This is a genomic window from Streptococcus macacae NCTC 11558 (assembly GCF_000187995.2).
GTDB lineage: Bacteria > Bacillota > Bacilli > Lactobacillales > Streptococcaceae > Streptococcus > Streptococcus macacae.
In genome coordinates this window covers 1,009,954-1,035,008 of record NZ_AEUW02000001.1, presented here as the reverse complement: position 1 = coordinate 1,035,008, position 25,055 = coordinate 1,009,954, and the positions used below count along the sequence as shown (strand labels likewise).

Genomic DNA, 25,055 nt, shown 5'->3' with positions numbered 1-25,055 from the left:
GTCCTAAATGATGAGCCTGGTTTAAAAAATCTAAGTGAGCTCTTAGTTTAGCTTATTTGTGCTTTATGCTGTTTATGCCTTTATTAACTCAATATGCGACACAAACCGATTGTCATTGGTGTAACAGGTGGATCTGGCGGCGGGAAAACCAGTGTATCTCGAGAGATTTTAGCTCATTTTCCCAATGCCAAAATTGCCATGATTGAACATGACTCTTATTATAAAGATCAGAGCCATTTAAGCTTTGAAGAACGCGTAGCAACTAATTATGACCACCCTTTAGCTTTTGAAACTGATCTGATGATTGAACATCTCAATGAATTAATTGCTGGACGCCCGGTTGATATTCCTATTTATGATTATACTCAGCATACTCGCAGTGAGCAGACCTATCGGCAAGAACCGCAGGAAGTTTTCATTGTTGAAGGAATTCTGGTATTAGAAGACCAGCGTCTGCGTGAACTTATGGATATTAAATTGTTTGTTGATACGGATGATGATATTCGCATTATTCGCCGGATTAAGCGTGATATGCAGGAGAGAGGACGCAGTTTAGACAGTATTATTGAACAGTATATTTCTGTGGTTAAGCCAATGTACCATCAATTTATTGAACCAACAAAACGCTATGCTGATATTGTTATTCCAGAAGGTGTGACAAATACAGTAGCTATTGACCTGATAAATACCAAAATTGCCACCATCTTAGGAAAATAAAATCTCTAGCTGTTATAGTATGATAGAAATAGTCTACCCAGTGGGCTGAGCTGTTATTCTAAAAAGAAGGAGGAATAAAATGAAGAGAAAACGACTGCTGCAAGTCCTGATCATGGGTCTGTTCTATCTCATTTTTGTTATCCTATCCTTGACGGTCCTGACTGACTTGATTATGCAGGGCGCTTTAGCTCTGGGCCTGAGCAAAAAAGGAACGGAAAATTTAGGCATGATTGTCATAGCAATCTTAGCTTTGGTCTATACCTCAGAAGGCTTTTACCATGCCCTCAGTAAGACTATTGAGCGTCAGCTTAAAAAGGCAAAGGGATGGTGGGCGGCAGGTCTTAAAGCTCAGCAGATCCTGCTTAATTTCCTGATGGCCTTGCCGCTTAGAACTATCCTTTTTCTCGTCTACCTTTTATTTATCATCTTGGAGCAGCTGGAGCTGATTGACAAGGCCAAAGACTATGTGACTATAGCTGTTTTTGTAGTGGGAGTAGATAGGGTCGGAAAAACCATTCCCGGAGAAAAGGAAAAATTTCAGACTTATTGGGGAAATTTCCGCCGCTTGCTGGGCCTTGAAGCCAAAGATGAACAAAAATAGACAGCTGCTGTTTTAAAATTTTCAAGTTTTAGAAAATACCCAAAACCTTAAAATGGACATTATCCTTTAGACCAAAGCTTTTCAGCCTTGGTTTTTATTTTTAACAATTGGTTTTTTCATTGACAAAAAAAGTCCTAGGATATATAATGATCCTAATATAATAAATGTCTTAAGAAAAACGAGGTATCAACATGACAAACATAGTATTATTAGGCGGCAATGGCTATATCGGACGCAATGTGACAGAGGCTTGGCTGGCCAAGGATCCGACGGCGACTTTCTACGTCGTATCACGATCAGGGGAAAATGCCCTGAAAAACGCTCAAGTCCACAATATCGCAGCGGACGTGACCGATTATGAGGCCGTCAGTCAGCAGCTGCCGGAGCAGGTGGATTATATCGTGGACTTTGTCGGCCGGCCGGAAAGTGATGATGCAGCCTTTATCGAGGTCAATGACAAACCGGCCCAGGTCATGCTGGAGATTGCCAAAGCTAAGAAAGTCCAGGCCATGGGCTTTATCGGCGGTCTTCTTGGGCCCAAGAAATTTCTGGAAGGCAAGAAGCGCATTGCGGATCAGCTGCGTGCTTCAGGCATTCGCACTGAAGTGATGGAGCCAACGCTGGTCTATGGCAATGGCCGCAGTGACGCTCTGGCTAAGATGGTGCCTATATTTAAATTCTTCGGGCTTTTCATGAAAAATATGAAGCCGGTTCTGGTCGGTCAAGTTTCAGATGAGCTGGTCAGCAAGATGGTGCAATAGATGGCAGTAGAAATCGTGAGCGTCCAGCAGGAAATTGCTGCATCGCTGGAGCAGACCTTCGACTGGTTTTACAGGTCTGAAAACTTTATAGCTTCGCTCCTTGTTTTCAAATCCAGCTGGCGACCGGGTGACCAGTGGCAAAAAGGAGCTAAACGTGATATCATCATGATAACGGGTTGGTATGCGAAATAGCTTACCGAGGTGGAGGAGCTGGCTTTTTATAGGGTCAATCCTTCCCTGCCGGCAGTTAGGCAGGATTTTACAGAGATTGCCTTTGAAGCTGTGAACCCTCAGCGGACCAAGGTGACCTGGACCATCGAGATTGAGGTGCCCATTTCCCTAGGGCAAAAAGCTCTCAACCTCCTAGCCGGCAAGATGGCGGCTACTCTCTACCGAACCATCCTCACAGCTGGAAAAAGAAGATTGGAGGCAATATGAAGTTAAATAAAAGTTTTGAGCAGGCGACCTATGTCATCACTATGCTGGCGCTGCAAAAGGGGCATCAGCCTGTCAAAAGCCATGTCCTGAGCCAGATTCTGCAGGTGTCGGACTCTTATCTAAAAAAGGTCCTAATGAAGCTGTCCAAGGCGGGCTTGGTCTCGTCCAACGCCAGCAAGACAGGTGGCTACCAGCTGGCCAAGCCAGTGGAGGAGATTAGTCTCAAGGATATCTTTTTTGCCTTGGAGCTGCAGGCCGATGTCCTGGACTTCAAGCACATGGCCTACCAGATCTATGATGACGGCGCTCATGTCCGTGAGGTGGAGGACAAGGTCAAAAGCACGCTGGAAAAAGGCCTGGGCGCCTTTTATGACCAGCTCCAGACTCTGACCATCGCCGATCTCCTCCAGCAAGAAGCCTATGAAAACGGGGCTATTGATTGGAACGAGCGAGTGGAGGATTAGTTTTGGAAAAGGAGAAAGCCAAGATTACAGATACTCTTTAGAAGCATAAATTTAAAGAACGTTTATGGTTTTTAGTTATGTCCTTCATTACTTGAGTGACCAGTTATAAACTCACAGAACAGCCTAAGAGTAATAGAGGTTGAAAAGCCAAAGTCCGTACTTTGTATATTTTGCTATTGATTGATACCAATCAGATACCTAGAGAAGAAAAAATCACCACTCTTAATATTGAAGTGAAGAGTAGTGATAGTTGTGAATCTTGTTTTTTTAGAGCTCGCTGCCATTTGATTGGATGACATCCCTGTACCAATAGAAGGAATCTTTTCGCAGGCGGTTGAGGCTGCCCTTGCCTTGATCATCCATATCTACGTAGATAAATCCGTAGCGTTTCTTCATTTCTCCCGTTCCAGAAGAAACCAGGTCAATACAGCCCCAAGGGGTATAACCAATCAAGTCAACGCCGTCCTCAGTGATGGCTTTTTTCATTTCAGCGATATGTGCTTTGAAATAGGCGATACGGTAATCGTCGTGAATGTTGCCATCTACAACTTCATCAATGGCTCCAAATCCATTTTCAACAACAAAGAGCGGTTTTTGATAACGATCGTAAAGTTGGCAAAGAGAGATGCGCAGTCCTAGAGGATCAATCGCCCAGCCCCAGTCACTGATTGGGAGGTAGGGATTTTTATAGGCCAGTACCTGATTGCCTTCAGAACGCTCGGCATTGGGGTCAGAGCTAGCAACCGTAGACATGTAGTAAGAAAAGCCGATATAGTCCACTGTTCCCGCAGCCAGGATGGCATCATCATCTGCTTCTTTGGCAATGTGGATACCCTCTTGTTCAAAGGCCTTCAACTGGTAGCTTGGATAGTAGCCGCGGCATTGTACGTCCATGACAAATTCCTGCTGGCGGTTACGTTTGATGCCCTCATAGACATCCTCAGGACGGCAAGACATAGGATAAGCGGGAATATAAGCAACCATCATCCCAATCTTAAAATTAGGATTGATAGCATGCCCTAGTTGCACAGCCTTGGCACTGGCTACAAAAATATGGTGCAGGGCCTGAAACTTGCTTTGAGGTTCAACACTGTGAATCCCGATCTGTGTCCAAGAGCGTAAAAAGTTGATCTCATTGAAGGTCATCCAGTAAGTGACCTTATCCTTAAACCGTGTAAAAATCGTTTCACAGAGAAAGACATAGTAGTCAATCACCTTGCGACTGGACCAACCGTCGTAATGGTCCGCCAAATACATGGGAATATCGAAGTGATTGATGGTGATAATGGGTTCAATACCATAACTGAGCAATTCATCAATGACAGCTTCGTAAAAGGCAAGTCCTTCCTCATTGACCTCATCGGTTCCTTTTGGGCAGATACGTGACCAGGAAAAGGACAAGCGGAAACATTTGAAGCCCATTTCAGCAAAAAGTGCGATGTCTTCTTTATAGTGGTGGTAGAAATCTGTTGCCACGTGGGAAGGGTAGTAACGGTCCTTGTCGATATAGCCGACTGCTCCATCAGGGAGAGACTCTTCTCTAGTCACTTCACCCAGACTACCATCCTGACGTTTAAAGGTGACTTTTCGGGGGACTTTATAGGCTCCACCTGCTACAGCATCAAGAGTCGATAGCCCCTTACCTCCTGAAAGGTAGCCCCCCTCATATTGATTGGCTGCTGTTGCTCCGCCCCATAAAAAATCTTTAGGAAATCCATTTTCTTGTGTCATGTGTTTATCCTTTCAATTATTGTTTTATCTTTCTAAGAGTTAAGAGTCGCTAGGCGATTCTTAAATGATTTCAGTTCTAATTGGAGCTTTTCTCACCTTCCAACATCATAATCACATCTTTTTGTGTGACGGTTTGCTGGTCATAGGTTTGAATGTTTGAGAAAGCACTGTTGTTGGTCACGATAATAGGTGTTTCCATTGGGTATTTTTGAGACAAGGTCTCGAGGTCAAATTCTAGCAGGACTTGTCCCGCTTTGAAGTGATCACCTTCTTTGACCAAGGCATGAAATCCACTACCATTTTCTTCTACAGTGTTCATTCCAATGTGAATGAGCAGTTCAATCCCAAGTTCGTCACTAACCAAACCAAGTGCGTGTTGGGTTTTGAAAATCATCGATACTTTCCCATCAAAAGGTGCATAAAGTTTGCCTTCGTTTGGCAAGATGGCAAGGCCAGTTCCCATGGCCCCACTGGCAAAGACTTCGTCCTTGACTTGGCTAAGTGGAAGGACTTGTCCTGCAAGAGGAGCTAAGATATCTTCAGAGACAAGTTTCTTATCCTCTTCAGCTGCTGGTGTTGACAGTGATTTTCCAGTAAGACCGAAGAAATAAGACAAGATGGCAGCCATAAAGAAGGCGACGGCAACACCGATAAGGACAAAGACAAAACTATCAGCCTTATAAGTAATCAGGGTAAAGAGTCCTGGAGGCGCGTAGACCATGGCACCTGTGTTAAAGAGGGACAAGAATGCAGCAGCGACAGCTGATGAAGCAAGCGCAATAGCAAAGGGGCGTTTGTATTTGAGGTTGACCCCATACATGGCGGGCTCTGTAATACCAAGAAGTGCTGTGAAGGCAGTAGAGAAAGCAACAGATTTTTCGGTCTTATCCTTGAGGGCAACCCCTGTCCCCAAGGCAGCACCCGCTTGGGCAAAGTTTGCAGTTAGGGCACTGACCAAGAGTGTTGAAGCTCCAGTCTCTGCAATTTGTTGTATTTGTAGTGGGGCTAGAGCATAGTGCATCCCAAGCATGGTCAGGATGGAACGTGTTCCTCCCAACAAGGCAGCTGAGAAGACACCACCAAACGTATAGAACCACTCAATGGCTTGAGCAATGTAAGTCCCTGCGTAAGAACCGATAGGTCCCAAGACCACAAGTTGTAGTGGAACCATGACCAGTAAAACTAGCATGGATGAAAAGAGAATTTTCAAAAAGTCAGGGACCAATTTGTCGATTTTGTTGTAAATTAAACTCAAAATCCAAACTGACAGGATGATGGGAATAACGGTTGAGCTATAATTGACAAATAAGATTGGCAGGCCTAAGACTGTCAAAGCTGATGGACCACCTTCTGCAATCTTAGCAGCCCCTTCCATGATAGTTGGGTACATATAAGCGGCTGCCAAGGCCAGGGCCATATATTCACTGACCTTAAATTTCTTAGCAGCACTGACTGCTAGGAAAAAAGGAAAGAAATAGAAGATGAGATTACCCATCATAGAGAGGAGGATGGTCAGAGAATCATCAGCACCTATGATATGGAGATTGGTCAAGAGGGATACGATTGCCTTTAACATCCCACATCCCACCAATACAGGTAGGGTCGGTGAAAAGACGCCAGAGATTGTCTCTACAATAGCGGAGAGACTGAAACGTGTTTTTGGAGCCTCGTCAGACTCCTCCTTAACATTGACCAGATTGATCACCTCTTTATAGATGGCCTGCACCTTGGCTCCAATGACCACTTGCAGCTGGCCGCTTGAAAATTGAGCTGTCAGAACCCCAGGTAAGTTTTTCAAGACTTCCGCATCCGCTTTACTATCATCTTTCAAGTTAAAGCGGAGCCTGGTTGCACAGTGAGTAATCGTAGCAATATTTTTCTCGCCAGCCACTAAATCAATGATTTTTTGAGCTAATTCCTTATTTTCCATGGCGAATCTCCTTTTTGTAATTTTTATGTTTTTATTATATCGGAAGCGTTTTCTATTGGCAATGTCAGAAAAGAAGTTGATTACTATCAAAAAGTAAGATATACTATAGCCATGACAAAACAAGATGAACTCAAAAATTTGGAAACGCTATTATTTGAACATACAGAAAATGAAAACTACTATTTAACCCACAGCGGCTCTTATTCCAAACGCTATGAGGCTACCTATACCGAACGGCAATTTATCGATGGCAAGGAAGTCCTGATGATTGATGTAGGAGATTTGGTACATAATCCCCTTCATATTCGTAAGGATTCCCGCTATACCTTTATGCCCTTTCACACCTATCGCAATATCAATTTGAACTATATTTATTCGGGTAAGGCTACCTACTTTATCGATAATCAAGAGATTACCTTGACAGCTGGTGACATTTGCTTTTTTGATACGCAGGTCGTGCGGGCCAAGATGAAACCGGTTCATGATGACATTATTATCAACATTGTCATGCAGCACGATTATTTCAAGTCCTTATTGACACTGGATGACAAGAACCTATTAACGCATTTCATGAGTCAGACACTTTATTCCAATCAAAGTCATAACAACTACATCATTTTCAGAACAGGAGATAGTCCTCAAATCCGATCTCTCTTTGAAGACTTACTGCTGGAACAATACAAGGACCGGACTTATAAGATGGAAGCCAGCAAGCACTACTTTTCCTTGATCTTTTTAGAGCTCATCTATCTCAGTAAGCAAGAGGATAAGAGTCTCATCCATTTCTCAGATAGTTCCTCCAACACCATTTTTAACGTGGTCAATTACATTGAACAGCACTATCAAACCACCAATCTGTCAGAATTATCTCAGGTCTTTGGCTATCATGAAAAATACCTGTCTTCTCTTCTGAAAAAATCCTATGGCAAATCCTTCAAACAAATACAAATCGAGAAACGCTTAGCCGATGTGGAACGCTATCTTAACACTTCTACTTTACCAATCAGCGACATCGCAGAGCGAACAGGATTTACAAATCTCAACCAGCTTTATCGAGAATTTAAAAACAAACATGGTCTATTACCGAAGGCCTATCGTAATCAGATAACTGGACCTGGTGCTGGTGAATGAATCATCTTTTTTGACTATCATTGAAAACTAGGTTCAGTAATTTGAAGGGCTTTAAAAAGCTGAGGCTGAAATTATTGGGTGACTGAAAGATACAAAAAGTCGTGTGGCTTTTTGTATCATATCAGCTTTGGCTATACATCTAATAAACTATTGAAGAGAAGCTAAGGCTGATTTGACGCTTACCTTTTTCGGAATGATTGCTACGGATAGTAGAGGAAAAGTAAAGCTAATAAAAGACATCCAAGCAGATTTTAGTGCTGTGGATGTCTTTTTAGGTTGGCACGGTTTCATTTTTTTCATAGTAGCTCTGCAAGAGCTGGACAAACTCAGTGACTAGGGGCTTGGAGTGGTTCTTGTGTGTGCAGAGGACGCAGGGGATGGTTTCCGGACAGTCAAAGGGGGTCCAGGCAAACTCGTCATTAAAGTCATTGAGGAGGCCCGGGACGATGCAGACGCCGCGTCTGGCTCGGATGTTGGTCAGGGGGGGTTCATGGTTGGCTTTTTACCTATATAAGATTTTTTAATGCTATTTTACGAATAGATAAGGTGAAGGGAGGATGACTATAGCTCTTTTAAATCAGTACTTTAAAGAGAAATTGTTAGCAGGGAGGAAATTTTTTAAAAAGCAGCTAATATGTTGCGATTTGCAATACAAGTGCTATAATTGATGTAATCACTAGTGAAAGGATGATTGCAGATGAAAACAGCAAGTGTAAATGTTAGAATTCAAGAAGATATTAAGGAACAAGCGGAGGCTATCTTGACGAAGATTGGTTTGCCTAGGGCAGTAGCCATTGATCTTTTCTACCGCCAAATTATTATGAATAACGGTATTCCCTTTGCTTTGACAGTACCAAAAGAAATTCCAAATCGAGAGGAGATGAGCGACAAGGAATTCCATAACATGCTGTCTAAAGCAATGGAACAAGCCAGGAATAAAGAAGCTCAAGACCTATATACAGTCTTCGATGATTTACTACAAGGGTTATAGTATGGAGAGTTATGATGTACATGTAACACCGATTGCAAGAGAACACTTAGAGAGTATTCGTCATTATTTGACCTATGAGTTAAAATCATCAGTAGCTGCGAGAAAATTATTGATTCTTTTAAAGGAAAATATTGGGAGATTGGCAGTTATGCCAACAAGTTATCGAGTAATAGACGAAGAACCTTGGGGGAGTCAAGGTGTGCGAAAAATCCGTGTTAAAAATTACTATATCTATTACTGGGTAGATGAACCAAACTTAGAGGTGTTTATACTTTCTATTATTTATGCGAAAAGAAATCAAAGACAAGAACTAATAAAATATTTATAAGCATAATAGCAACATAAGACACAAAAAGAGGAAGTCTGTTCCATCTCCACGGAGGCAGGCTTCCTGTTTTTTTTATTTCTCACAAACTCAGGTCCGTCTCTTCATAGACTTCCTGCAGGGTTTTGATGAAGTCTTTGATGGCTGGGCGTTCATCTTGTTCGTGACGGCAGAGGGAGAAGGGAAAGTTTTCTTGGCAGTCAAAAGGTAGCCAGGAGAAGGCTGAATTGCGGTCTTGGTAGATGCCAGGCGACAGGCAAATGGCTTTTTGGCTAGCTACCTGAATCAGGGTGAAGTCATGGTTGGGACTGTTAAGCTGTTGAATGGGGACCTGGGAAATGACGCGCTGCTGAACCTGCTGGAGGCGTTTGGAGGAGCCACCATTGACCAAGAGTGTGCGGTGCGCCAAGTCTTGAGCAGTCACTCGCTCTTTCTGTGCCAAGGGGTCCTCTGGCAGACAAAGCAGGTAAATCTGACTGGTAAAGAGCGGGTCGCATTGGATATGCTGGAGCTTATCAGCTTCATAGTCTGGCAGCAGGATCAAGTCTGTCTCCTGACGTAGAAAACTGGCGATGCCTTGCTGATTGGGCAGGATTTGCGGGACGATTTGCACCTGCGGATGGATCTTCTCAAAGGCTTTGATGGCTTGGGGGAGAAGATAGAGGGCTGTCCAGTTGGGAATGGCAATGGTGATTGAATCTTGGTACTGACTTCCCAGATTTTGTGCCTGTTCGATAGCGGTTTTGAGATCCAGCTGAATGCCCTGCAAGGAGGTGACCAGCTGCTGGCCCGCTGGTGTGAGGCGGATGGATTTGCCGATACGGTCGAAAATCAGAAAACCAACCTCCTCCTCAAGGACCTTGATCTGGTAGGAAAGGGAGGGTTGGGAGATAAAGAGATTTTCAGCGGCCCGACTGAGATTCATGGTCTTGGCCGTTTCAATGACGTAGTCAATTTGTTTATTGTTCATGGGAATCCTTATAAAAAAATTATATAAATTATCCAAAATATGTATTGGATATTTTTATTATAAGGGATTATAATGGTTTTAGCAATGAGAAAGAAGGAAAAGAAATGAATAGACCAAAAGAAGTAATCTTGGTGGTTGGTGCAGGTCAGATTTCTCTGGCTATTGCCCGTCGGATGGGTGCTGGGAAGAAGATCATCCTGGGTGATAAGAGCTTGGAAAATGCTCAAGCGATTGGTCTGGTATTGAGGCAAGCTGGTTTTGATGTCGAAGTAATGGAGATGGATCTTTCATCTCGTGCCTCCATCCGAGAGATGATTGCCCTTGGTCAGAGCTTTGGTCCAATCAAGTACTTGGTCAATGGTGCGGGTGTCTCCCCCTCTCAGGCGTCGATTGAGACTATTCTCAAGGTGGATCTTTACGGAACAGCAGTTCTCTTAGAGGAAGTCGGCAAGGTCATCGCAGCAGGCGGTGTAGGCGTGACTATTTCCAGTCAGTCAGGCCACCGCATGCCAGCTCTGACAGCTGAACAAGACCGAGCTCTAGCCATGACTGACACCGAGGACTTGCTGCAGCTGGATTTCCTCCAAGCGGACCAGATTGACAATAGCCTCCATGCTTATCAGCTGGCCAAACGGGCCAATGAAAAACGCGTCATGTATGAGGCTGTTCGCTGGGGTGAGAGGGGAGCCCGTATCAACGACATTGCTCCAGGCATTGTCGTGACTCCCTTGGCTCTGGATGAGTTCAATGGTCCTCGTGGAGACTTTTACAAAAATATGTTTGCCAAGTCCCCAGCAGGGCGTCCCGGTACAGCTGATGAAATTGCGGACCTAGCAGAACTCCTCATGAGTGAACGGGCGGGTTTTATCACAGGATCAACTTTTTTGATTGATGGTGGTGCAACAGCTGCTTACTATTACGGGGAGTTGTAACATCGTGTTTGGAGAGGTGGATATTTTGTCTTGCCTCTTTCCCTTTCATTGAGTTGAGAGGGATTTTTTGTGCCTGAAAAAATTTTAAAAAAATAGTAGAAAAGCCTTGACTTAGACCGACTCTAAGGTTGTATACTAGTAGTATAAGCGAGAAAGGAGCGAGCTATGAAATCTTATTCTCTTATTTGCCATATGTTGCTGTCCATGGATGGCCGGGTAACGGGCCAGTACTTGGAAAGAGAGGACTGTAAGCCGTACATAGAAGACTATTATCAGATTTTGGAGGCCTATCAGGGCAACAACTGGATCTGTGGTCGGGCTACCTTTGCGGAGTTTGTCCCACTGGTGTCAGAGTTGGATCTGCAGGCTTTTGCTGGTCAGACAGTGAAACGGCAGGATTTTATCGCAGATGAGGCTGCAACTTCCTTTGCTATTGCCCTGGATCCGTCTGGCAAGCTGGCTTGGGGTTCTTCGACTATCGGTGAGGAATTTCCTGAAAGGCATGGTGACCATGTGGTCACCATCCTGAGCGAGACTGTTTCAGATGCCTATCTGGCCTATCTGCAGTCTGTCGGTGTTTCCTATATATTTGCAGGTCAGAACCGGGATTTGGATGTGCAGCTGATTTTGGAAAAACTGCAGCGCTATTTCCAGCTGGAGACCTTTTACCTACTGGGTGGAGGCATTATCAATGGCGCCTTTGCTAAGGCTGAGTTGATTGACGAGGTCAGCCTAGTGCTGGCGCCGCTCATTGAGGGAAATAGCGATACCAGAGCTTGGCGATCAGGTCTATGATAGTCAGTCCCAGTACGCCTTGGAAGCTAGCAGGCGCTTGGATTCAGGTGCCTTGCATCTGACTTATCGAAAAAAATAAAAAAATTTCAAAAAAGTCTTGACTTAGACCTGGTCTAAGCTGATAAACTAGTGACAATTAAGAAAGGAGGATTCATGAAAACCATCAAAGATATTGCTGCTGAGACGGGATTGTCAGCCCATACTATCCGTTTTTATGAAAAGGAAGGTCTGGTGACCATTCCCCGCAATGAAAATGGGATTCGCTATTTTGATGAGGCTTCGGTTGATACGCTCAAGTCCATCGCCCATTATCGCAATGTCGGGATGTCCCTGGAGGATATCCGGCAGATCATGAAAGAGTTTCACAATCATCAATTATCGACCCAGCTCTTAAAAAGAACCTTGCCAGAGTTGGATCTGCAAATCGCTGAGCTGACTGCGACGCGGGATTTCCTGATTGAAAAGATTGGGATCCACCAGCATTTAGCAGACCTACAAGCCCAGGGCTATAGCGAGCAAGAGCGCTATGAAGCCTATCTAGCCATTCGGAAAGAACAAGAAGAAAAAGGAGCACACTAATATGTCAAAAGTTATCGTTATCACAGGAGCATCAAGCGGCATTGGTGAGGCAACAGCCAAAACCCTCGCCAAAGCAGGCAACAAAGTCGTTCTCGCAGCCCGTCGTCAAGATCGTCTGGAAGCCTTGGTGGCTGACATCCAGGCAGCAGGTGGAGAGGCTATCTATGTCCTAGCCGACGTGTCAAAACTCGAAGAAAACAAAAAAATCGCTCAAGCGGCGCTTGATACCTATGGACGTATTGATGTCTGGGTCAACAATGCTGGTCTCATGCCCCTGTCAGAGTTTTCAAAAGGCCTGGTGGAAGAATGGGATCGCATGATTGATGTCAATCTCAAAGGAACCCTCTACGGTATTGACGCAGCCCTGCCAACTATGCGTTCGCAAGAGTCAGGGCAATTTGTCAATGTGGCATCTCTCTCAGCCCACCAAGCAGGCGCGACGACTGGTGTCTATGCTGCTACCAAATTTGGTGTCTGGGCAGCCAGTGAATCCCTGCGCCAAGAGGAAGCCATGGCCCAGTCCAATGTTCGTGTAACGGTTATCTCGCCAGGAGCAGTCGATACAGAACTGCCTCAACACGCCTCAGATGCAGCTGTCAAGGAAAATCTAGCTGGCTTTTATGCGGCCTTGGCCATCCCAGCAGAGGAAGTGGCTCGCAGCATTCAGTTTGCCATTGATACCCCTGAAAACACCTCCATCAATGAAATCATTATCCGCCCAACAGCGCAAACTTTGTAAAAAAGCCAATTGGATTAGGGGGTGATAATTGTTGATGTTTCAAAAGAAGGAGAAATGATGTTTCTTAAAAAATCATCCCTTTTCAAGATATTATCCGCCCTCGTCTATACAGCACTATTGACGGCTTGTCAAGCTCAGTCCTCATCAACCAGTCTACCGAGTAAGAGCGACAATAGCTCATCAAATGTAGAAAGTCAACAAAACATGAGATTTACCTATAAGATTTCAGAGAAAAGCGTTGAAGGTCCTTCAGGGAAACTCTACGGAAAACTCTATCGACCAGAAGGTCTGGATAAAGCTCCTCTAGTCATCTTTGCTCATGAGTTAGGCAATACTCACCAAGATGGAGAGACCTATGCAAGATTTTTAGCTGAGAGAGATGTGGCGACTTATGTATTTGACTTTGCCGGTGGGAGTTCAAGTAGCAGGAGCGATGGCGATACCCATACGATGTCCGTATTGACGGAAGTTGCTGATCTGGAAGCTGTCGTAGAAGCAAGCCAAGACTGGTCCGGTATTGATTCCTCAAAAATCACTCTTTTTGGGGCCAGCCAGGGTGGTCTTGTCTCTGACTTGACTGCTGCCAAGAAAAGTCAGCAGGTTTCAGGCTTGATTCTACTCTATCCAGCTTTTGTGATTCAGGATGCCATCAAGGAAGCCTACGATTCTCTATCAGAAGTACCAGACTATCCAAACTATCTGGGCTGGTTCCCTATGGGAAGAAAATATGTCACAGACATCTGGGATATGGACTTTTATCAGGAAATCAGTAGCTTTGACAAGCCGGCCCTAATCTTGCATGGTAGTCGAGATTGGCTGGTGCCAACGGACTACTCTAAAAAGGCTGCCCAAACCTATCCGCATGCGACTTATCAGGAAATTGTCGGTGCTGGTCACAGCTTTTTAGATGCTTCATTTTCAGAGGTATCCAATCATATCTGGACCTATCTGGAAAGTCATCAATTGCAGATAGCAAACAAATAATAAGCCTGTTTTGTCAGTTTATTAAAATCTGAACGGATAAAAATCGTCTTTGTTGCTAGTGAGTAATGTCTTTATGACAAAGAAAGGAATAACATCATGAAGAAAGAAGATAAGATTGCCATTCTTGGTATTACGGGCTACACAGGAGCCTGGCTGGCTAAGGAACTCAGCGACCAAGGCTTTACCAACATCGTGGGGACCTATAACAGCCAAGAAAAAATGGATGACTTACAGCGCCGTCTGCCTCAGATTAAAGGTATCCGTCTGGATATTTTGAAAGAGGAGGAGCAGGAAAAGCTGGTTCAAACTTTAGCCAGTGTGTCTTGGCTCTTTAACAACAGCGCCCCTTTCTCAGGTAAGGAAGAGACCCTAGAGGATTTTGCGGCAACCAAAATTTTAGCTGTTGACAACCTTTTTAAGGCCGTTAATCAAGTAGGAACAGTCCAAAAAATTGTTCATCTGGGTTCGGGGGGTGCCATTGGCTTTGGGACAATAGATGATGACAAACTTGTCTTAACAGAAGATGATTGGACCAACCTTGACCTGCCAGACTATCCCTATGATAAATTTATGGTCGCCAAGGTTGCTGAAGATAAACGTCTGCTGGATCTGTCCGCTATCTGTCATATCCCTGTTTCGATTGTGGATCCCATGAATATTGTCGGACCGAGCTTTACCCCTTGGCAGCATGATATGGTTTATGCCAATTTAGCCAATCGAAAAGTGCTGCCAGATGGCCCCATGGATTGCATTGATGTGCGTGATGTGGCAGGTCTGGAAGTAGCACTCATGACCAATCCTGATGCCGATGGCAAGCGTGTCTTAGGTCTGAGTTATAGCCTATCGTTTGGAGAACTGCTGAACATTAGTCAGGAAACCTTGTCAGGAGCAGAAGCTGAAGCTCTCTTTGGTGGCCTACCGAGACTCTTATCTATTGAAGACCAATTGGCTAGCTGGCAACCCTATCAAGCGACTTCATTTTATAAAGATATGACTAAGCGTCTGACAGGAGAGAGGTATTATCAGACTAAATATCCTGATTTCTACACCTACCAATATATTAGTCCAGAGGACAGTATTGTCCCTGGTCTTCAAAAAATGATTGCAGATCTTGCCTAATGACACCCCAGAAAACACCTCCATCAATGAAATCATCATCCGCCAAACAGCGCAGGTCTTGTAATGACCAATAAAGGCTATCTCAAGGCCTCTTTTTTGATGGTTTAGAAAAAATCCTCATCATTATCCAATTTTTTCTAAAAATTTTCATTTCTTTCCCAAGCATTAAGGGCAGTAGTTTCTGTTTTTTGTAAGCTTTTACAACAGATTTAGCGATTTTGTTATTGATGTTGGCCATTGTCACAGTATGTTCTCCTTCTTGCTTCCTTATTGTTCTTTTATTTCTATTTAGTAGTTATCACCTATTAATTATGATTATCATTTTTTTGAAGTCTTTCTTTGGCTTCTTGAGTTGTTTCACCATTCTTTTTGAAAAATTTACCGACAAAGAAGTTCTCAGTTTTCTTCCAGCCCTTGATGGCAGCAGATTCTGTCTTTTTATAGCCATTGACAGCGATGTGTTCAGTTGTCTCGTAGCCTTTTGTTATAGCTTTAGCGATTTTGTCATTGATGTTAGCCATTGTCATAGTTTTTCTCCTTTTGATTCTTTGTTTGAGTAATAGGTTTAGGCGATTAATCGTTCTTTGTTTGAAGTCGTTCCTTAGCTTCTTGGGTGGATTCGCCGTCTTTAGCGAAGAACTTAGAAACGAAGAAATCTTCTGTTTTCTCCCAGCCTGTCACAGCAGCATTTTCTGTAGCCTGATAGGCGGAGGTGATGGTCTTTGCAACCGCATTATCAGTGAAATTGACCTGACCATTTGGTGCCTTGTAAGCAGCATACATACCAGCCAGAGCAACAGTTGTAAGAGCGGCAGCGATAGCGATTTTGGTTGATTTTTTCATAGTTGGAACCTTTCTTTATGGGAGGGGGAGTGGGACAAAAATCGGTAATTTCAAAGAAATTCGATTTTTGTCCTACTCCCGCACAGTTGAGTAGGGCTGTAAAGGTTGATTTATCAACCGAATAGAGCCCACTCAACCACTGCGTCTTGCAAGTAACTCAGAAAAATCTGACGAGATTAAGGACTTTTGTCTCAGCCTCGTTGTTTTATTGACAAGATTTATTATACGGAGCTTTGAGACAAGTAACAACCATCAATGTCGATACAAGTGTTGGGATAATGTTTGAATGATTTGTCCAGCTTATGCTATAATAGGAAAAAAACAGGTAGGGTAGGCAGATGGCAAATACAGAGAAAAATAAACAGTACCAGGAAACGGAAGATCGGATCGAGGAGGTATATCGTGTTCTACGAAAGAAGCTGCCGCTGGAAAAGGTTACGGTCAGTCAGATTTGCAAGGAAGCCCAGATTAATCGCTCTTCCTTTTATTACCATTATTTAGACGTCTATGATCTCAACGAAAAATTAGTCTACAAGATGAACGACCGGCTTTCTCAAAAGATGGGGGAAGTTGGCCGAGACTTCCTATCTCGGACCAATCTTCTGGTCTTTTTCCAGCATATCAAGGACGAAATGGAGACTTACAAGCTCATGACTTCTGCACAGATTCAGTTTCCTATCCAGCGTTCTTATGACCAGTTTAAGGATTTCCTTCTTCAAAAGCCACGTTATAAAAAACAGACTGAGGAAGAATTGCTCATGTCCATCGTCTATGTACAGGCTGGATTTCATTATATGATGCGCCAGTGGCTGGCGGATGACTGTCAGATGCCAGTTGAGCAGATTGTGGATCTCTTTTTAAAGGAACTAAACTAGGAGTCAGCAGTGAAAGAAAAAATCTTATCCCTATTTCAAGTCTATAAAGACAAGGGGCACCGGACAGCTCTATTTGCTTCTTTTAGCACAGTACGAAATGTTGCCTATAGTTTGGGCATGCTGGTCCTGGCTTGGCTGAGCTGGTCGGTCTTTCTGGTTATTAATGGGAGTTACCAGCTTATTTTGTCCTTGATTCGTATCCTAAATGTCTTTTCCTATTCCAGAGCGCAGCGGGGTCTAGTTCAGGATAGGTCTAGGATCATAAGGATAACAGGAGTGCTGATCATCCTGCTGGGTTTGGTTTATTTTTTGATTAATCTTTATTTTTACCGCGTTCGTCCAGTGGAAGAGATCTCCCATCGCTATATGCTGATGACAGCGACTATTGCTTTTGTCAAGCTGGGCAGTTCTATTTGGGGCTTTATATCCAATCGCAAGTCCAAGGATCCGGAGGTAATTAGTATCCGCTTGCTCAGCCTGGTAGATGCGACGGTTTCCATTGTCACCACCCAGCGGGTGATTCTGACCTTTGTTGAAGGGGGAGAGTCTGCAGCAAAGTCCACTCCACTCTTTGGAATGGCTATCAGTCTGGGCTTTGTCCTGGTCGGTCTCTATCTGATTCATAGAAAACAGAAGTAGCTAAAAAGCACTTGACAACTGTCAGCTGCTTATTTTATAGGAGTATTTTAAATCTTAGTTTTTAGGTAAACGGATGAGGAATTGTTTTTAGGACGGTGATTGTTTGCTATTTTTATGCAAATGTATTACAATGTATATACAAATTGAATGTGAGGTGGGGAAAATGACAACGATTTCTGTCCGTGTAGATGATCATTTAAAAAAAGAAGCACAAGAACTGTATCGGGATTTGGGTCTTGACATGTCAACGGCCATTACCATGTTTTTAAAGAAAAGTATTCAAACTCAAGGAATTCCTTTTTCTGTTAGTCGCTACAGCCCAGAGACCATGCAGGCATTTTATGAAGCTGAACATGGTTTGACTAAGTCTTTTCCGAGCCTAGATGCTCTTTTTGAGGATTTGAATGATGAGGATTGAACGTACCTCAGAGTTTAAACGTGATTATAAACGTTTACTGAAAAAACACCGGGATGTAAGCAAATTAAGAAATGTGTTAGAGTTGATTATTTCAGGCGAAACTGAAACGCTTTATCGTCGCTATAAAAATCATTTTTTAAAAGGGCAATATAAAGGGTATCAGGAATGTCATATTGAAGCAGACTGGCTCTTAATTTACAAAGTTGAACAAAAGAGGCTAGTTTTGGTATTGACGAGGACTGGTTCACACGATGAATTATTTTAAACATTAAAAAGCACTTGGTCATTTTCCAAGTGCTTTTTATCTATAGTAAATTAAATAAGATCCCAGTTAGCATTTCCCTTATGTTTTCGGGATTGACTAGTGTAGAAGAAGGCGAAGTGGAGCTGGATAGCAATGAGCATGACGGTCGTGATGATGATGACCAGATTGAAATTGGCTGCAAAGATGAGGCTGAGGATCAAGCCGGCCAGGAAGAATCCAGCTTCCACCAAGTAATAGTTGCGGCTGAGACGCAGGTAGTCTTTGTTAAACTTGCTATTAGCCAGCACTGCCCATTGGAAGAGGAAGAGACCGACATAAAGGAAGGCTACCACAAAGAGGTGATTGGCTTCATGCTCCATCAGAAAGCTCATGGAAACGGTCGTCATGATCAGTCCGATAAAGATAGGATAATGGCTGTAGATCAAGAAGAGTCCCTTGGCATCCGCAGTCTCGTCAATAGCATGGTCAAACTGGCCAAAGTAGTAGAGGAACATGGCCGCCATCATGAGGAAGAAAAAGACGGAGTTAAATGTGAAATTCTCAGGTGTAAAGAAATTGGCAATACCCATAATCATCTCGCCAAAGGTGATGATGACGAGGAGCGACACCCGCTCAATCAAGTGGGGCATGTTGACCCCAAAGTTGGGATTGCCCTTGGTGAAGATCAGCGGCATGACGAAGGTTCCGATAATCCCGATAGCGTAAATGGGGACCCCGATGCTCATCGGCATAAGAGCCGCGATATAGAGGGCTAGGGTGCGCAGGCCTGTCATGACCAGAAAACTCCTCATGCTGTCCTTGGCTTCTGGGCTGTGTGATTTCTTGGAGTATTCCGCCAGATACTGGAGGAAGAGGGTCAGGGTTAGACTGCCGACAGCCCAGCAGAAGGTAGCAAAGTAGCCCTCCCAGTCATTGGTGATCATGTTGGAAATAAAGAGTAGGATACCCATATTGGTAAACATGATCAGGATATTAAAGAGGGAATTTTTCCCGTAACGGTTAGTAAAGACGGTCTGGATCATCCAGCTGTTGACCAGGATCAGGAGAGCCAGGAGGAAGGCCCAAATGGAGCTCCAGGTCAGAACCCCATGATGGAGGTGGTGGATGAGAGCTGTTGTTTTGGAGATGGCGTATACAAAGACCAGGTCATAGAAGAGTTCTGTGAACTCCACTCGCTTGTGTTTAATCAGAGATGGCATATCAAGTTCTTTCTATTTTTATAATGTAAAAATTTTGTAATGTCAAAAATTTCCTCACCTAGTTTAAAAGAAATCTGCCTAAAAGTCAATGAAGACGAATTTTAGGACTGGATGAAAGCCATTTGTAGAAATAGGAGGTGTAATTCAATTAGCTGCAAGTAAAAAGGGGACTTATTTTCAGAAAATTATTAAAATTTTCTTGACAATCATTCTAAAAAAGGTTAAGATATTAACAACATACAGCGAAAGGAAGAGGTCAAATGGCTTCAATGATACGTTTTAACTTATTATTGCGGTATTCGGGCTAATGCAAAAGCATTAGTCCTGTTTGGCTTACCAAGCGGGAAAAGAAACATCTCGTTTGGCTTTCAGCGAGATGTTTTTTTATTTTCCAATTAGAAGGTGGTAATCTTATGCAAAAGGTTGAATTTCTTGATACAACACTTCGGGATGGTGAACAGACACCAGGTGTTAACTTTTCAATAAAAGAAAAGGTTGCTATTGCAAAACAGCTTGAAAAATGGGGAATATCTTCCATTGAAGCGGGCTTTCCGGCAGCCAGTCCTGATTCTTTTGAAGCTGTTAAACAAATTGCAGCGGCAATGACGACAACAGCAGTATCTGGTTTGGCCCGTTCTGTAAAGTCTGATATTGATGCCTGCTACGAAGCCTTGAAAGATGCCCGCTATCCTCAATGTCATGTTTTTATTGCAACCAGCCCTATTCACCGTCATTTCAAACTTAAAAAATCTAAAGAAGAAATTCTTGAGGCTATTACAGAACATGTAGCCTATGCGCGTTCAAAATTTGATGTGGTTGAATTTTCACCCGAGGATGCGACGCGTACAGAATTGGATTATCTCCTTCAGGTAGTGCAGACAGCCGTTGATGCGGGAGCTACTTATATCAATATTCCTGACACAGTTGGCTTTACAACGCCGGTTGAATTTGGCAATATTTTTAAGTATCTGATTGAAAATGTCAAATCTGATCGTGTTATTATTTTCAGCCCTCACTGCCATGATGATTTAGGGATGGCAACAGCTAATACGCTCGCTGCCATAAAAAATGGAGCTGGACGCGTTGAGGGAACTGTTAACGGCATTGGTGAACGTGCAGGAAATGTAGCGCTTGAAGAAGTAGCTGTTGCTCTTAATATTCGCTCTGATTACTATAATGCTAAAAGTGATATTGTTTTAAATGAAACAATTGATACTTCCGAATTAGTTTCACGCTATTCAGGTATTCCTATTCCTAAGAATAAGGCTGTCATAGGCGGAAATGCCTTCTCGCATGAATCAGGTATCCATCAGGATGGCTTTCTTAAGAACCCGCTGACTTATGAAATTATTACTCCTGAATTGGTTGGCGTTAAGAAGAGTTCGCTTCCGCTTGGGAAGTTATCAGGGCGCCATGCATTTATTGAAAAATTAAAAGAATTATCCATTGATTTTGAGGAATCTGAAATAGCAGATCTCTTTGCTAAATTTAAAGCATTGGCGGATAAGAAGCATGAAATTACAGATGCAGATGTTAAAGCTCTGGTTACAGGCAATGATATTGAAAATCCTGAAGGCTTCCATTTTAAAGATTTAAAATTAACCTCCAATGCTGATGATACGATTACAGCACAAGTTATTATGATTAATGGTGATGGGGAAGAAGTTGAAATCTTTGCTAATGGCAAGGGTTCTGTCGAAGCTATTTTTAATGCTATTGACAAATTCTTTAATCAAACCGTTAAATTGGTCAGCTATACTATTGAAGCAGTTACAGATGGTATTGACGCTCAGGCGCGTGTTATTGTATCTGTTGAAAATGTGGATACAGATACGATTTTCAATGCCTCTGGTATCGATTTTGATGTTTTGAAAGCCAGTGCTATTTCTTATATTAATGCCAATACTTTTGTCCAAAAAGAAAATGCAGGTGAATTTGGCCGCAAGTTATCAGAAAAAGAATACTAAGGGGAAACTTAGCATGACTAAAAAAATTGTAACACTGGCAGGAGATGGCATTGGGCCAGAAATCATGGCGGCTGGTTTGGAAGTGCTTGAAGCAGTTGCTCAAAAAATAGATTTTGCTTATGAAACACAGGCCAAGGCTTTTGGCGGTGCAGGAATTGATGCGTCGGGACATCCTCTGCCTGCTGCTACCTTGGAAGCTGCCAAATCTGCGGATGCGATTCTGTTAGCTGCTATTGGCAGCCCTCAATATGACAAGGCTCCTGTTCGTCCTGAACAAGGTCTGCTGTCTATTCGTAAGGAGCTTAATCTCTTTGCTAATATTCGCCCTGTCAAGATTTTTGATGCTCTTAAGCATTTGTCCCCTTTAAAGCCAGAACGTATTGACGGTGTTGATTTTGTGGTAGTGCGTGAACTGACGGGCGGTATTTACTTTGGGGAACACACTTTGAATGAGGATTCAGCTCATGACAGCAATGATTACTCTAGTGATGAAATCCGCCGAATCTTACGCAAAGCTTTTGATATCGCGCGCGGTCGTTCTAAAAAAGTGACTAGTATTGATAAGCAAAATGTTTTAGCCACTTCAAAGCTCTGGAGAAAGCTAGCAGATGAAGTCGCTAGAGACTATCCAGATGTCACTTTGGAGCACCAATTAGTAGACAGTGCAGCTATGATTATGATTACTAATCCAGCGCGCTTTGATGTCGTTGTCACTGAGAATCTGTTTGGAGATATTTTGTCGGATGAGTCTTCGGTTTTACCAGGGACACTTGGTGTCATGCCCTCTGCCAGTCATTCTGAAAGTGGGCCAAGTCTTTATGAGCCGATTCATGGTTCTGCTCCAGATATTGCTGGGCAAGGTATTGCTAATCCTATTTCTATGATTTTGTCAGTTGCGATGATGCTGCGTGACAGCTTTGGCCAAATGGCTGGTGCTGAAATGATTGAAAAGGCTGTTGATAAAACGTTAATGAAAGGGATTCTAACGCATGACCTAGGGGGATCTGCTGATACTAAACAGATGACAAGATCCATTATTGCTAACCTTTAAATGGAAATTCCTTTTTAAATTTTTTTAGCTATTTGAAATAGAGTTATTTTAGATTTTTATCATTTCTGATTAAAACGAAGGCTTAAAGAATCAGCAGTGTTATAGAAAATTAATTGATGTTAAGTATAAGAGGTTTACTGATAGATATGATTGTAGTATACAGTTGGGAGAATCTAGTATGAGTGGAAAGTCAATTTTTGATAAATTATGGGAGCGTCATGTCATTACTGGCAAAGAAGGAGATCCCCAACTCATGTATGTAGATCAGCACTATATCCATGAGGTAACTAGTCCGCAAGCCTTTCAAGGCTTACGAGATGCTGGACGGAAAGTACGCCGTCCTGATTTGACCTTTGGGACTTTCGATCATAATGTGCCAACCGTTAACATTTATGATATTCGCGATGCCATTTCTAAGGCCCAGATGGATGCTCTTGCAAGAAATGTTGTCGAATTCGGCATTCCCCATGCAGACCATGGTTCTGAAAATCAAGGGATTGTCCATATGGTTGGTCCTGAAACGGGCCGCACGCAGCCGGGGAAATTTATTGTTTGCGGAGATAGCCATACCGCAACACATGGTGCTTTTGGTGCGATTGGTTTTGGGATTGGTACGACTGAAGTCGAACATGTTTTTGCAACCCAGACTATTTGGCAGGTTAAACCTAAAAAACTCCTGGTAAAATTTACAGGAAAACCGCAAAAAGGTGTCTATTCGAAAGATTATATTTTAGCTTTGATTGCTAAATATGGTGTTGCTTTAGGTGTTGGTTATGTGGTTGAGTATGTTGGCGAAGCTGTTGATAACCTAAGCATGGAAGAGCGGATGACCATCTGCAATATGTCTATTGAATTTGGCTCTAAAATGGGGATTATGAATCCGGATCAGACAACCTTTGATTATCTTAAGGACAAGGAATGTGTACCTAAAGATTTTGACGCAGCCGTTGCTGATTGGAAAACGCTGGTTTCTGATGAAGATGCTCAGTATGATAAAATGATTGAATTGGATGTTTCTCAGTTGGCACCGATGGTAACGTGGGGAACCAACCCTTCAATGGGAGTAGCTTTTGGCCAAGCCTTTCCTGAAATTAAAGATATGAATGATCAGCGGGCTTATGATTATATGGATATGAAGCCAGGTCAAACGGCAGCAGATATTGAACTGGGCTATGTCTTTTTAGGCTCTTGTACCAATGCGCGTTTAAGTGATTTAAAGGTAGCCGCTAAGTACGTTGCTGGCAAACACATTGCACCTAATGTGACGGCTATTGTCGTTCCAGGGAGCCGTCCTGTCAAATTAGCCGCTGAAAAAATTGGTCTGGATAAAGTCTTTTTAGATGCTGGTTTTGAATGGCGTGACCCTGGCTGCTCCATGTGCCTGGGGATGAATCCAGACAAGGTGCCTGAAGGGATGCATTGTGCTTCAACTAGTAATCGTAATTTTGAAGATCGGCAAGGTGTTGGAGCAAAGACACATCTCTGCAGTCCTGCCATGGCTGCGGCAGCAGCAATCGCTGGTCGTTTTGTAGATGTTCGTCAATTATCGGAGGCACAAGCTTAATATGGAAAAATTTACAATTTATACGGGAACAACGGTTCCTTTAATGAATGACAATATTGATACCGATCAAATTTTACCCAAGCAGTTTTTGAAGTTAATTGATAAAAAAGGGTTTGGCAAGTACCTTATGTATGAATGGAGGTATTTAGATAATAACTATACAGAAAATCCGGATTTTATTTTCAATAAGCCAGAATATCGTAAGGCCAGTATCTTAATTACAGGTGATAACTTTGGAGCCGGTTCTTCACGGGAACATGCGGCCTGGGCTTTGGCTGATTATGGATTTAAAGTTATTATAGCCGGTTCTTTTGGGGATATTCACTATAATAATGACTTGAATAATGGTATTTTACCCATTGTCCAACCTAAAAAAGTTCGTGATCAATTGGCTGCATTAAAACCAACAGATGAAGTTAAAGTTGATCTGTTTAAGCAGTGTATCTATTCTTCAGTAGGAGATTTCACCTTTGATATTGACGGAGAATGGAAGCATAAATTGTTAAATGGTCTTGATGATATTGGGATCACGCTTCAATATGAAGATCTGATTACACAGTATGAACAAAGACGCCCCAGCTATTGGCAATAAAAACGGGAGTGAGACAAAACGGTCAGACGAAGTCTTCAATTTTTCAGCTTCTATCAATTTCAATTATCATTTCTTTTATTTACGCGAGCAAAGCGAGCTCTAAACGAGACTTTCCGCCGTGATAAAAGAGAGTGGGACAGAAAAATCAATAATCTAAAGAATTTGATTTTTCAGCAAGTCCTAATTTCTAGTTGCTGACCTAAAACAGTCCTGTAGACTGTTTTGACTTTCACCTCCGCACAGTTGGTTAGGATAGCCGCTGTCACTTGTACAGCAAGGGATAAGGTTATCCAACCAACCACTGCGTCTTACAAGTAAAACGACAAAAATGCACGGGGCTTGGAACTTTTTATACGCAATCTTCTAGATTTCATTCTTCTGTGGGTGAGGGCTGTTGCCATCATGGCTGTCTGTCCCAGCCTCTTCGGAAGATTT

The 25,055-nt window shown here is 43.0% G+C and carries 28 protein-coding genes; 22 read left to right on the top strand and 6 right to left on the bottom strand.

All coding sequences use genetic code 11. The features are described 5' to 3' along the window. The first annotated feature begins 93 nt into the window (after positions 1–93). The 5 genes from udk to STRMA_RS04890 all read left to right on the top strand — a co-directional run bounded on the left by udk (position 94) and on the right by STRMA_RS04890 (position 2,981). The gene (gene udk / locus STRMA_RS04910; RefSeq protein ID WP_003081073.1) at positions 94–717 is read left to right on the top strand and encodes a uridine kinase; all 624 of its coding nucleotides are present in this window, start codon (positions 94–96) and stop codon (positions 715–717) included. Between the two features lie 79 nt (positions 718–796). Beyond that, positions 797–1,318 (top strand): hypothetical protein, encoded by a 522-nt coding sequence (locus STRMA_RS04905; protein WP_003081063.1) that lies wholly within the window; start codon positions 797–799, stop codon positions 1,316–1,318. Positions 1,319–1,509: 191 nt separating this feature from the next. Then, positions 1,510–2,079 carry an NAD-dependent epimerase/dehydratase family protein gene (locus STRMA_RS04900; protein ID WP_003078810.1) on the top strand — a complete coding sequence of 190 codons (570 nt, stop codon included), beginning with the start codon at positions 1,510–1,512 and terminating at the stop codon, positions 2,077–2,079. After that, positions 2,080–2,271, top strand: coding sequence for a hypothetical protein (locus STRMA_RS09890; protein ID WP_003080580.1), 192 nt, complete (start codon positions 2,080–2,082; stop codon positions 2,269–2,271). Positions 2,272–2,513: 242 nt separating this feature from the next. Continuing rightward, positions 2,514–2,981, top strand: coding sequence for an RrF2 family transcriptional regulator (locus STRMA_RS04890; protein ID WP_003080407.1), 468 nt, complete (start codon positions 2,514–2,516; stop codon positions 2,979–2,981). A 267-nt stretch (positions 2,982–3,248) separates the two neighbouring features. On the opposite strand, the gene STRMA_RS04885 is transcribed toward STRMA_RS04890, so the two are convergent. Both STRMA_RS04885 and STRMA_RS04880 read right to left on the bottom strand, forming a co-directional pair. Continuing rightward, positions 3,249–4,712, bottom strand: a complete 1,464-nt coding sequence (locus STRMA_RS04885; protein ID WP_003081897.1) for a glycoside hydrolase family 1 protein — start codon at positions 4,710–4,712, stop codon at positions 3,249–3,251. Between the two features lie 76 nt (positions 4,713–4,788). Further along, on the bottom strand, positions 4,789–6,642 hold the full coding sequence (locus STRMA_RS04880) for a beta-glucoside-specific PTS transporter subunit IIABC (RefSeq protein ID WP_003079544.1): 1,854 nt from the start codon (positions 6,640–6,642) through the stop codon (positions 4,789–4,791). A 111-nt stretch (positions 6,643–6,753) separates the two neighbouring features. Between STRMA_RS04880 and STRMA_RS04875 the strand changes: the two genes are divergently transcribed. From STRMA_RS04875 to STRMA_RS09480, 3 genes are all read left to right on the top strand, one after another. Further along, entirely contained in the window at positions 6,754–7,773 is a 1,020-nt protein-coding gene (locus STRMA_RS04875; RefSeq protein WP_003081874.1) for an AraC family transcriptional regulator, read from the top strand. A gap of 697 nt (positions 7,774–8,470) precedes the next feature. Further along, positions 8,471–8,764, top strand: a complete 294-nt coding sequence (locus tag STRMA_RS04870; protein WP_003081582.1) for a type II toxin-antitoxin system RelB/DinJ family antitoxin — start codon at positions 8,471–8,473, stop codon at positions 8,762–8,764. A gap of 1 nt (position 8,765) precedes the next feature. Then, the gene (locus STRMA_RS09480; RefSeq protein ID WP_040841554.1) at positions 8,766–9,092 is read left to right on the top strand and encodes a type II toxin-antitoxin system RelE/ParE family toxin; all 327 of its coding nucleotides are present in this window, start codon (positions 8,766–8,768) and stop codon (positions 9,090–9,092) included. A 79-nt stretch (positions 9,093–9,171) separates the two neighbouring features. Here the strand turns inward: STRMA_RS09480 and STRMA_RS04860 are convergent, their stop codons facing one another. Beyond that, the gene (locus STRMA_RS04860) at positions 9,172–10,059 is read right to left on the bottom strand and encodes a LysR family transcriptional regulator (protein ID WP_003078882.1); all 888 of its coding nucleotides are present in this window, start codon (positions 10,057–10,059) and stop codon (positions 9,172–9,174) included. Positions 10,060–10,163: 104 nt separating this feature from the next. Between STRMA_RS04860 and STRMA_RS04855 the strand changes: the two genes are divergently transcribed. The 6 genes from STRMA_RS04855 to STRMA_RS04830 all read left to right on the top strand — a co-directional run bounded on the left by STRMA_RS04855 (position 10,164) and on the right by STRMA_RS04830 (position 15,207). Next, the gene (locus STRMA_RS04855) at positions 10,164–10,991 is read left to right on the top strand and encodes an SDR family oxidoreductase (protein WP_040841552.1); all 828 of its coding nucleotides are present in this window, start codon (positions 10,164–10,166) and stop codon (positions 10,989–10,991) included. Between the two features lie 345 nt (positions 10,992–11,336). Next, entirely contained in the window at positions 11,337–11,786 is a 450-nt protein-coding gene (locus tag STRMA_RS04850; RefSeq protein WP_327078756.1) for a dihydrofolate reductase family protein, read from the top strand. A 153-nt stretch (positions 11,787–11,939) separates the two neighbouring features. Next, a complete protein-coding gene (locus STRMA_RS04845; protein ID WP_003081656.1) occupies positions 11,940–12,365 on the top strand; it encodes a MerR family transcriptional regulator in 426 nt (141 codons plus the stop codon). 1 nt (position 12,366) lies between these two features. Further along, a complete protein-coding gene (locus STRMA_RS04840) occupies positions 12,367–13,104 on the top strand; it encodes an SDR family oxidoreductase (RefSeq protein ID WP_003080717.1) in 738 nt (245 codons plus the stop codon). A 21-nt stretch (positions 13,105–13,125) separates the two neighbouring features. Next, entirely contained in the window at positions 13,126–14,088 is a 963-nt protein-coding gene (locus STRMA_RS04835) for an alpha/beta hydrolase (protein ID WP_142743719.1), read from the top strand. Positions 14,089–14,184: 96 nt separating this feature from the next. Next, on the top strand, positions 14,185–15,207 hold the full coding sequence (locus STRMA_RS04830; RefSeq protein ID WP_003079828.1) for an NAD-dependent epimerase/dehydratase family protein: 1,023 nt from the start codon (positions 14,185–14,187) through the stop codon (positions 15,205–15,207). Between the two features lie 305 nt (positions 15,208–15,512). On the opposite strand, the gene STRMA_RS04825 is transcribed toward STRMA_RS04830, so the two are convergent. Both STRMA_RS04825 and STRMA_RS04820 read right to left on the bottom strand, forming a co-directional pair. Then, positions 15,513–15,734 carry a hypothetical protein gene (locus tag STRMA_RS04825; protein WP_003080391.1) on the bottom strand — a complete coding sequence of 74 codons (222 nt, stop codon included), beginning with the start codon at positions 15,732–15,734 and terminating at the stop codon, positions 15,513–15,515. Between the two features lie 46 nt (positions 15,735–15,780). Beyond that, a complete protein-coding gene (locus STRMA_RS04820) occupies positions 15,781–16,050 on the bottom strand; it encodes a hypothetical protein (protein ID WP_003078529.1) in 270 nt (89 codons plus the stop codon). A 338-nt stretch (positions 16,051–16,388) separates the two neighbouring features. Between STRMA_RS04820 and STRMA_RS09355 the strand changes: the two genes are divergently transcribed. The 4 genes from STRMA_RS09355 (at position 16,389) to STRMA_RS04800 (ending at position 18,247) form a co-directional block, all read left to right on the top strand. Beyond that, positions 16,389–16,925: a TetR/AcrR family transcriptional regulator gene (locus tag STRMA_RS09355; protein ID WP_003079889.1), complete on the top strand. Its 537-nt coding sequence runs from the start codon at positions 16,389–16,391 to the stop codon at positions 16,923–16,925. Positions 16,926–16,934: 9 nt separating this feature from the next. Next, entirely contained in the window at positions 16,935–17,564 is a 630-nt protein-coding gene (locus tag STRMA_RS04810; protein WP_003082147.1) for a hypothetical protein, read from the top strand. Positions 17,565–17,727: 163 nt separating this feature from the next. Continuing rightward, positions 17,728–17,982 carry a type II toxin-antitoxin system RelB/DinJ family antitoxin gene (locus STRMA_RS04805; RefSeq protein WP_003078996.1) on the top strand — a complete coding sequence of 85 codons (255 nt, stop codon included), beginning with the start codon at positions 17,728–17,730 and terminating at the stop codon, positions 17,980–17,982. Then, a complete protein-coding gene (locus STRMA_RS04800; protein ID WP_003081199.1) occupies positions 17,969–18,247 on the top strand; it encodes a type II toxin-antitoxin system RelE/ParE family toxin in 279 nt (92 codons plus the stop codon). The genes STRMA_RS04805 and STRMA_RS04800 overlap by 14 nt, the downstream gene beginning before the upstream one ends. A gap of 50 nt (positions 18,248–18,297) precedes the next feature. Here the strand turns inward: STRMA_RS04800 and STRMA_RS09475 are convergent, their stop codons facing one another. Further along, positions 18,298–19,446 (bottom strand): low temperature requirement protein A, encoded by a 1,149-nt coding sequence (locus STRMA_RS09475; RefSeq protein ID WP_003078552.1) that lies wholly within the window; start codon positions 19,444–19,446, stop codon positions 18,298–18,300. 413 nt (positions 19,447–19,859) lie between these two features. On the opposite strand from STRMA_RS09475, the gene STRMA_RS04790 reads away from it, so the two are divergent. The 4 genes from STRMA_RS04790 to leuD all read left to right on the top strand — a co-directional run bounded on the left by STRMA_RS04790 (position 19,860) and on the right by leuD (position 24,620). Then, positions 19,860–21,413 carry a 2-isopropylmalate synthase gene (locus STRMA_RS04790; protein WP_003080753.1) on the top strand — a complete coding sequence of 518 codons (1,554 nt, stop codon included), beginning with the start codon at positions 19,860–19,862 and terminating at the stop codon, positions 21,411–21,413. Between the two features lie 13 nt (positions 21,414–21,426). Beyond that, positions 21,427–22,464, top strand: coding sequence for a 3-isopropylmalate dehydrogenase (leuB, locus tag STRMA_RS04785; RefSeq protein ID WP_003079165.1), 1,038 nt, complete (start codon positions 21,427–21,429; stop codon positions 22,462–22,464). 178 nt (positions 22,465–22,642) lie between these two features. Next, complete coding sequence (leuC, locus tag STRMA_RS04780; RefSeq protein ID WP_003082145.1) at positions 22,643–24,028, top strand: 3-isopropylmalate dehydratase large subunit; 1,386 nt, start codon at positions 22,643–22,645, stop codon at positions 24,026–24,028. 1 nt (position 24,029) lies between these two features. Then, complete coding sequence (gene leuD, locus STRMA_RS04775) at positions 24,030–24,620, top strand: 3-isopropylmalate dehydratase small subunit (protein WP_003079667.1); 591 nt, start codon at positions 24,030–24,032, stop codon at positions 24,618–24,620. Positions 24,621–25,055 lie beyond the last annotated feature (435 nt).